A 7,120-nucleotide genomic window follows, 5' to 3' on the forward strand; every position below is an offset into this window, starting at 1 on the left:
AAGCTATGTGATGAGTCGGGATTCAGTGCGCTTTGGGGGCGGGCGCTCCGGGCGGCGGATTCAGTTTGTGTCCCCAGTCGCTGAGTTCGGAGTAGCGCTTGATTTCCCATGTGTCGTCGTTCACCACGATGCCGCCCGCGCCGAATTCGATCGCGAAACCGGACGGCGAGATCATGTAGAACGAAAACATCTGGTCGTTGGGGTGATGGCCCAGTTCCATCAGGATCGGCACGCCGGCCTGCTTGCAGCGGTCGTAGGCGAGGCCGACGTCGTTGGCGTCGGTGCACTCGACCATGATGTGGTGGATACGTTTGGGGACCGGGAACGGCACTTCCGCGACCGCCATCGAGTGGTGACGTCCGCTGCGAGCGTGGAAGAACGTGACGTCGAGGTTCACGCCCGGTGCGGCTTCGCCAGTGATGGAGTCGCTGAGCTTCAGGCCGAGCACGTCCTGGCAAAACGCCTTGGCGCGCGCACTCTGCTTGGGCACCGTGACGAAGTGGCCAGCACCCAGGCGTCCTGTGCTGAATGCTCCGCGCAGTGCCGAGGAGCGGAATGCGTCGCGTGTGTGAGCGCGGTACGCGCAGCTATAGAACTCGTGGCTGATGCCGTCGGGATCGTGGCACACGAACAGGCGGGCTACGCGGCGCTGCTCGGCGATTTCACGATCCGCCTCGACGATCCCGGCTCCGCGGGCACGCGCCTGATCGACGAACGCGTCGAGCTGCGCATCCGTTTCGAATTCCCAGCCGGCGGCGAGGAAGTCGTCGAGCTCGCTCTTGACCAACAGGAAGCGCTGCTCGTAATCATCCATACGCAGGCCGAGCGATTCGCCGGCGACGCGCCTGCCCACCTGCAAACCCAGTACGTTGACGGCGAACCCCTCCCATGCCGCCAGGTCGCTTACGCCAAGGACCATATACCCCAGTGTCGACACGCTGTGCATAGCTCTCCTTATGTTCAAGTTCTGATGACGGGCCATTGGCCCGGAAATGGTGCGAAGCACTCTCCGGTGCGTGCTCGTGTCCGGATCGGGCGATGAGGAACAACGCCCGATCCGGACGCTGGTCTGGCTCATTCCCACAGTTGGAATTAGTGTACCGATCGGTCCAATCGCGAACAGCCAGGGCAAACCAGTAATGAACCGATCGGTCCAATACGGTAGAAAAGGGGGCGAAGCGGTATACTTTTCGAATGGAAACCACACAGCAAATTGGCAATCGACGCGGCCAGAGATCGCGCCAGGAAATCCTCGACGCGGCCGCCCGCGTGATGTCGGCCTATGGCTACACCGGCACCTCGATGTCGGCGCTGGTCGAAGCAACCGGAATTCCGAAGAGCGCGATTTATCATCATTTCGGCTCCAAGGCCGGGCTGTTGGCGGAGGTGATGGCCCAAGGCGCGCGGGGCTTCTTCGCCGCGATGCGTGAAGCTCACCAGAATCCCCCGGAGGGCGGCACGTCGCGCGAGCGTCTGGGCTGGTATCTGAAGAAGACGGGGGAGGTGTTCCAGCACCGCGAGAACTTCCTGCGCCTGTTGGTCGTCATGGTGATGAGCAACGAGGCCGCGGAGCCGGAGGCGATCCAGACGGTGATCGAGGTGCGCAACGAAGGCCGCGACTATATGCGCGAGATGATCCGCAGCGCGTTCAGCGCTGAAGGCGACGCCGCGGCGTCAGCGGTCGCCGACGAACTGGCGTATTTCGGCATGCTCGGCTTCGACGGCGCTTTCGTCTCCTTTCAATCTGGCGACAACAGATCGATGGAAACGCATATGGCGCAGCTCACCGATGCGCTGATTGCGCTAGGCGAGGCGCGCGCCGCGTCGTTCCGGGAAGCGACACGGGCAGCGGGCCGCAAGCGCGAGGCTAAACCGGCGAAGGACTCTGTCCGGCTGGCGGAGAAGCGGCCGAAAGGCAAAGCGGTGCAAAAGGGCGGCATCGCTGGCTAACTCAGCCTCGCGCGGCCACGTTGAACGGGCAGAGCGGGCGTTGCGCGAGTCCCCGCGCGCAGCGCCTCTGAACGATGCTTACAGGTTCGCGCCCCGCAGATCGACGACGCGTTTCGCCTTGCCGGTGGCGGTCATTGGAATATGTCCGGCAAGCGCGACCGAGACCGTCGTCGAGACGCCGACCATCGTCTTGATGCGATGCTGCAGTTCGCGCGCGAGCGCTGTCCGATCGTGGTCGCTCAACGACTCGCCGACCTCCGGCCGCGCTTCGACGCACACCGCCAGAGAATCCAGATGCCCGTCGCGTTTGACCGTCAATTGATATTGCGCGCTCAGCTTGGGAATCGCGAGAATCAGCTCTTCGATCTGGCTCGGAAACACGTTGACGCCCCGGATGATCAGCATGTCGTCGGAGCGTCCGGTGATCTTCGCGAGCCGGCGCATCGCGCGGGAAGTCGGGGGCAACAGCGAGGTCAGATCGCGCGTGCGATAGCGGATGACCGGCATGGCTTCCTTCGTCAGCGAAGTAAAGACCAGTTCGCCTTCGCTTCCATCCGGCAGCACCTCGCCGGTAACGGGATCGATGATTTCCGGGTAGAAGTGGTCTTCCCAGATCACCGGACCGTCCTTGCTTTCGATGCACTCCGCCGCGACGCCGGGGCCCATCACTTCTGAGAGGCCGTAAATGTCGACCGCGTCGATTCCCGCCCGCGTTTCGATTTCGCTACGCATGGCCTGGGTCCAGGGCTCGCCGCCGAAGACACCAACCTTCAGCGACGATTCGGCCGGATTCATCCCTTGGCGCGTCATCTCGTCGATCAGGTTAAGCATGTACGACGGCGTGACCAGAATGATCGACGGTTCGAAGTCGCGGATCAGCTGAACCTGCTTTTCCGTCTGGCCGCCGGACATCGGCACCACCATGCAGCCGAGCCGCTCCGCGCCGTAGTGAATGCCCAGCCCGCCCGTGAACAGGCCATAGCCGAACGCGTTGTGCAGCGTGTCGCCGCGACGGCCGCCGGCAGCGCGGATCGAACGCGCGACGATGTCGGCCCAGGTATCGATGTCGCGTGCGGTGTAGCCCACGACCGTCGGCTTGCCCGTGGTCCCGCTCGATGCATGCACACGCACCACCTGGTCGCGCGGTACCGCGAAAAGACCGAACGGATAGTTGTCGCGCAGGTCCTTCTTCGTCATGGTCGGAAACCTGGCCAGATCGGACAGTTCCTTCAGATCGTCCGGATGCACGCCAGCGGCATCGAACGCCTTGCGGTAATGCGCCACGTTGTCGTAGGCATGGCGGACCGACCATTTGAGGCGAGTCAGTTGCAGAGCCTGCAGCTCGTCGCGGCTGGCGCGTTCGATCGGTTCGAGTTCGTCGGATTGAGGGGTGCGTCGGACCATGGGAGTCTCCGGAATACTGGAATTGGATTGATTCGAGTCAGGCTGCGCTGTCGATGGCAGCGTGGGCATGCCATGACGCACGCGACCACGAAAGTGCGGCTAGTAGCGGTGAAACGCGGTACCGGTCTTCACCGTAATGGGTGCAGAGATTGCTCAGTACCGTAGAGAACAGAGCGACGCCCGCGTTATCCGCCCACTGCAGCGGGCCCAACGGATAGTTGACGCCTTTTTCCATCGCCAGGTCGAGATCCGCGGCCGTGCACACGCCCTGATTGACTGCATCGGCCGCTTCGTTCACCAGCATCGCGACGGTTCGCATCACGATCATGCCGGCCACATCGGCCATCGGCACGACCGAGTAGCCGGCCGCCTGCATCGCGCCGACAACGGCCGCATAGGCCGAATCACTGCATTGCCGCGCACGGGCGAGCGCGACCGTGCTGCAGCCGGCGTAGTCGAGTGCGAGGTCGACGAGCACCACGTTGTCGTGATCCATGTCGTGAGCGCATTGAGTTGCCGTGCGCCCGTCGGTCAGTCGCAGCAGCGCGTCGTCGATTTGCGCGACCACACCGTCGACGCGTTCGGTTTCTGGCATCGTCGCGGTAACGAGCCCGGCATCCAGCAGCCTTTGTTGAAGCCGCGCGATCACGCCGGACTGCGGAAACAGATTGACGACCCGCGGAGAATCCGCGGGTGGCGCAAGCCGCGGGCTCGGGCGCGCGGCGTTCGGACCATATTCGTAGAAACCACGTCCCGATTTGCGGCCCAGAAAACCCGCATTGACCAGCTCCTGCTGAATCAACGATGGCGTGAACCGGGGATCGTTGAAATACGCACGAAACACCGACTCGGTGACCGCGAAATTGACGTCGTGTCCGATCAGGTCCATCAGCTCGAACGGTCCCATCCGGAAGCCGCCCGCCTCGCGGATCACCTCGTCGATCGACGCGGCACTCGCTGCCTGTTCGTTCAGAAGCCGCAGACCTTCGGCGTAAAACGGACGTGCCACGCGGTTCACGATGAAGCCGGGCGTCGAGCGTGCGTAGACGGGCGTCTTGCCCCACGCGGCGGCCGTTTCGTACACGCAGGTCGCGACGTCCGGCGATGTGGCGAGGCCGCTGACCACTTCGACCAGCGCCATCACGGGCGCGGGATTGAAGAAGTGCATGCCCACGAGGCGCGACGGAATCTTCAGCGTCGCACCGATCGCCGTGACGGAAATCGACGAAGTGTTGGTCGCGAGAATGCAAGCGTCGTCCACGTGCTCTTCGAGCTCGGCAAAAATCTTGCGCTTCACTTCCAGCCGTTCGGCGACGGCTTCGATGACGAGCCCCGCATCGCGCATCGCGGCCAGCTGGTCGACCGCAAACAGCCTTCCGTTCGCTTGAGCGGCAGCCGTTGCGTCGAGGCGGCCTTTGTCGACGAGCCTCGCGAGATTCGCGGCGATGCCCTTAATGGCCTTTGCGACCGTAACGGCATCGAGATCGAACAGGGCGACCCGGTGTCCGGCGAGCGCGGCCACCTGGGCGATGCCCGCACCCATCGCGCCCGCGCCGACGATGCCAACGATCGTGGAAGTCTTCAATACGCTCGACATGCTAGTGGCTCCGCTCAAACGCGCTCGATCGCAATCGCGATGCCCTGGCCAACGCCGATGCACATCGTGCAAAGCGCGAAGCGTGCGTTGCGGCGTTCGAGTTCGTAGGTCGCCGTCGTGACCAGCCTGGCACCCGAAGCGCCGAGCGGATGGCCCAACGCGATCGCACCGCCGTTCGGATTGACGCGGGGATCGTCCTCCGCGACGCCGAGACGGCGCAGCACCGCGATACCCTGCGACGCGAACGCTTCGTTCAGCTCGATCACGTCGAACTGGTCGAGCGTCATGCCGAGGCGCGCAAGCAGCTTCTCGGTGGCCGGTGCCGGTCCGATGCCCATGATGCGCGGCTCGACGCCCGCCGTAGCCATGCCCAGGATGCGGGCACGCGGCGTCAGATGGTTGCGCTTCGCTGCCTCTTCGCCTGCGATCAGCAGCGCGCAAGCGCCGTCGTTGACACCCGAAGCGTTACCCGCCGTCACCGTGCCGTTGGGGCGCACCACACCTTTGAGTTTCGCCAGCGCCTCGAGCGAGGTCTCGCGCGGATGTTCGTCGCGATCGACCACGAGGGGTTCGCCCTTCTTTTGGGGAATGCGCACCGCGGTGATTTCCTGGGCCAGCGTGCCGTCCGCCTGAGCGCGCGCGGCGCGTTGCTGGCTGCGCAGCGCAAAGCGGTCTTGCGAGCCGCGGTCCACGCCGAAGTCGTCGGCCACGTTTTCCGCGGTTTCGGGCATCGAGTCGACGCCGTACTGGCTGCGCATCAGCGAATTGACGAAGCGCCAGCCGATCGTCGTGTCATGGATTTCGGCGGAGCGCGAGAACGCCGTCGCCGACTTGCCGACCACGAAAGGTGCGCGCGTCATGCTTTCGACGCCGCCCGCAATGTAAAGGTCGCCATCGCCCGCGCGGATCGCGCGCGCGGCGCTGCCCACCGCGTCCATCCCCGAGCCGCACAGGCGGTTGATCGTGGAGCCGGGGACGTCGATCGGCAAGCCCGCGAGCAACGCGGACATGCGGGCGACGTTGCGATTGTCCTCGCCGGCCTGGTTCGCGCATCCGTAGAGGACGTCCGCGACCTGCTGCCAGTCCACCGACGGATTGCGCTGCATCAGCGCGTGAATCGGCACGGCGCCGAGGTCGTCCGCGCGAACATCCTTCAGTACGCCTGCATAACGTCCGAACGGAGTGCGAATGGCATCACAGATAAAGGCTTCGGTCATGGTGTTTTCCGGTAGAGAAATTGAACGATTCAGGCTTTGCATCCGCAACAGGGTTGCGCGGTGCGATCAGACATGAGCGGCTTCGCGCGGCGGCACGTGACGCCGTACCTACCGTCGCTGCTTGTTGAACAGTGAATGAGACATGAGATGGAACTTTGATCGAAGACGGGGGTGTGATGCGCTTGTGCTTATCGTTCGTCGTAACTGACGACAACCTTCTCGCTCACCGGATGACACTGGCACGTCAGCACGAACCCATCGCGGACCTCGTGTTCTTCGAGCGTGTAGTTCTTTTCCATCTTCACTTCGCCCTCGAGCACCTTCGCGCGACACGTGCAGCACACGCCGCCCTTGCACGCGTACGGCAGCGCGAGACCGGCGCGTAGCCCGACGTCGAGCACGCTCACGCCCTGATACGGCAGGCGCAGCCTGCGCCGTTTGCCGTCGAGCACGATCTCGAGGTCGGCCGCCGGGGTGTCCGCGGTGATCTCGACGGGCGGCACGCCCGCCTGCGGCAGCGGCGTGCCGAAGCGCTCGACGTGCACCTTCGCGGGCGGCACGCCGGCGGCCTTCAGCGCCGCCTCGGCCGCGTCCATCATCGGCGCGGGGCCGCAGATGAACGCCTCGTCGATCGCGTCGGCTGGCAGCAGCTGCTCGAGGAACGCCGCGCACTTCTGCTGGTCGAGCACGCCGTTAAACAGCTCGACGTCCTGCAGGTCGTCCGACAGCACGTGATACAGCACGAAGCGGTTCATGAAGCGGTTCTTCAGATCCTCGAGCTCCTCGGCGAACATGATCTGGTCGACGCTGCGGTTGCCGTACACCAGCGTGAAGGTGCTGCGCGGCTCGACCTCGAGCGTGGTCTTGATGATCGCGAGCACCGGCGTGATGCCCGAGCCGCCCGAGAACGCGAGGTACTGCTGGCCCTGTTCGGCGTTCAGGTGCGTGAAGA

The 7,120-nt window shown here is 64.3% G+C and carries 6 protein-coding genes; 1 reads left to right on the forward strand and 5 read right to left on the reverse strand.

Features of this window, described 5'->3' with window-relative positions:
• Positions 1-22: 22 nt before the first annotated feature.
• Positions 23-1,078 (reverse strand): VOC family protein, encoded by a 1,056-nt coding sequence (locus tag AB3X95_RS37010; RefSeq protein ID WP_260332352.1) that lies wholly within the window; start codon positions 1,076-1,078, stop codon positions 23-25.
• Between the two features lie 116 nt (positions 1,079-1,194).
• On the opposite strand from AB3X95_RS37010, the gene AB3X95_RS37015 reads away from it, so the two are divergent.
• Complete coding sequence (locus AB3X95_RS37015) at positions 1,195-1,950, forward strand: TetR/AcrR family transcriptional regulator (RefSeq protein WP_176126546.1); 756 nt, start codon at positions 1,195-1,197, stop codon at positions 1,948-1,950.
• 78 nt (positions 1,951-2,028) lie between these two features.
• On the opposite strand, the gene paaK is transcribed toward AB3X95_RS37015, so the two are convergent.
• The 4 genes from paaK to AB3X95_RS37035 all read right to left on the reverse strand — a co-directional run.
• A complete protein-coding gene (paaK, locus tag AB3X95_RS37020; RefSeq protein ID WP_176368656.1) occupies positions 2,029-3,354 on the reverse strand; it encodes a phenylacetate--CoA ligase PaaK in 1,326 nt (441 codons plus the stop codon).
• A 37-nt stretch (positions 3,355-3,391) separates the two neighbouring features.
• Positions 3,392-4,951 carry a 3-hydroxyacyl-CoA dehydrogenase PaaH gene (paaH, locus tag AB3X95_RS37025; protein ID WP_368623846.1) on the reverse strand — a complete coding sequence of 520 codons (1,560 nt, stop codon included), beginning with the start codon at positions 4,949-4,951 and terminating at the stop codon, positions 3,392-3,394.
• A 14-nt stretch (positions 4,952-4,965) separates the two neighbouring features.
• On the reverse strand, positions 4,966-6,168 hold the full coding sequence (gene pcaF / locus AB3X95_RS37030; RefSeq protein ID WP_368623847.1) for a 3-oxoadipyl-CoA thiolase: 1,203 nt from the start codon (positions 6,166-6,168) through the stop codon (positions 4,966-4,968).
• Positions 6,169-6,356: 188 nt separating this feature from the next.
• Positions 6,357-7,120 (reverse strand): 2Fe-2S iron-sulfur cluster-binding protein (locus AB3X95_RS37035; protein ID WP_368623848.1); only part of this gene is annotated, 764 nt, incomplete at its 5' end.

The sequence above is a fragment of the Paraburkholderia sp. BR13444 genome, assembly GCF_040948755.1.
In the GTDB taxonomy this organism is placed as follows: Bacteria; Pseudomonadota; Gammaproteobacteria; order Burkholderiales; family Burkholderiaceae; genus Paraburkholderia; species Paraburkholderia youngii.

Excerpts from the sequence above, each read along its gene's own strand:
- paaK (WP_176368656.1), bottom strand. The coding sequence starts at position 3,354 with ATGGTCCGACGCACCCCTCAATCCGACGAACTCGAACCGATCGAACGC.
- paaH (WP_368623846.1), bottom strand. The coding sequence starts at position 4,951 with ATGTCGAGCGTATTGAAGACTTCCACGATCGTTGGCATCGTCGGCGCG.
- pcaF (WP_368623847.1), bottom strand. The coding sequence starts at position 6,168 with ATGACCGAAGCCTTTATCTGTGATGCCATTCGCACTCCGTTCGGACGT.
- AB3X95_RS37010 (WP_260332352.1), bottom strand. The coding sequence starts at position 1,078 with ATGAGCCAGACCAGCGTCCGGATCGGGCGTTGTTCCTCATCGCCCGAT.
- AB3X95_RS37015 (WP_176126546.1), top strand. The coding sequence starts at position 1,195 with ATGGAAACCACACAGCAAATTGGCAATCGACGCGGCCAGAGATCGCGC.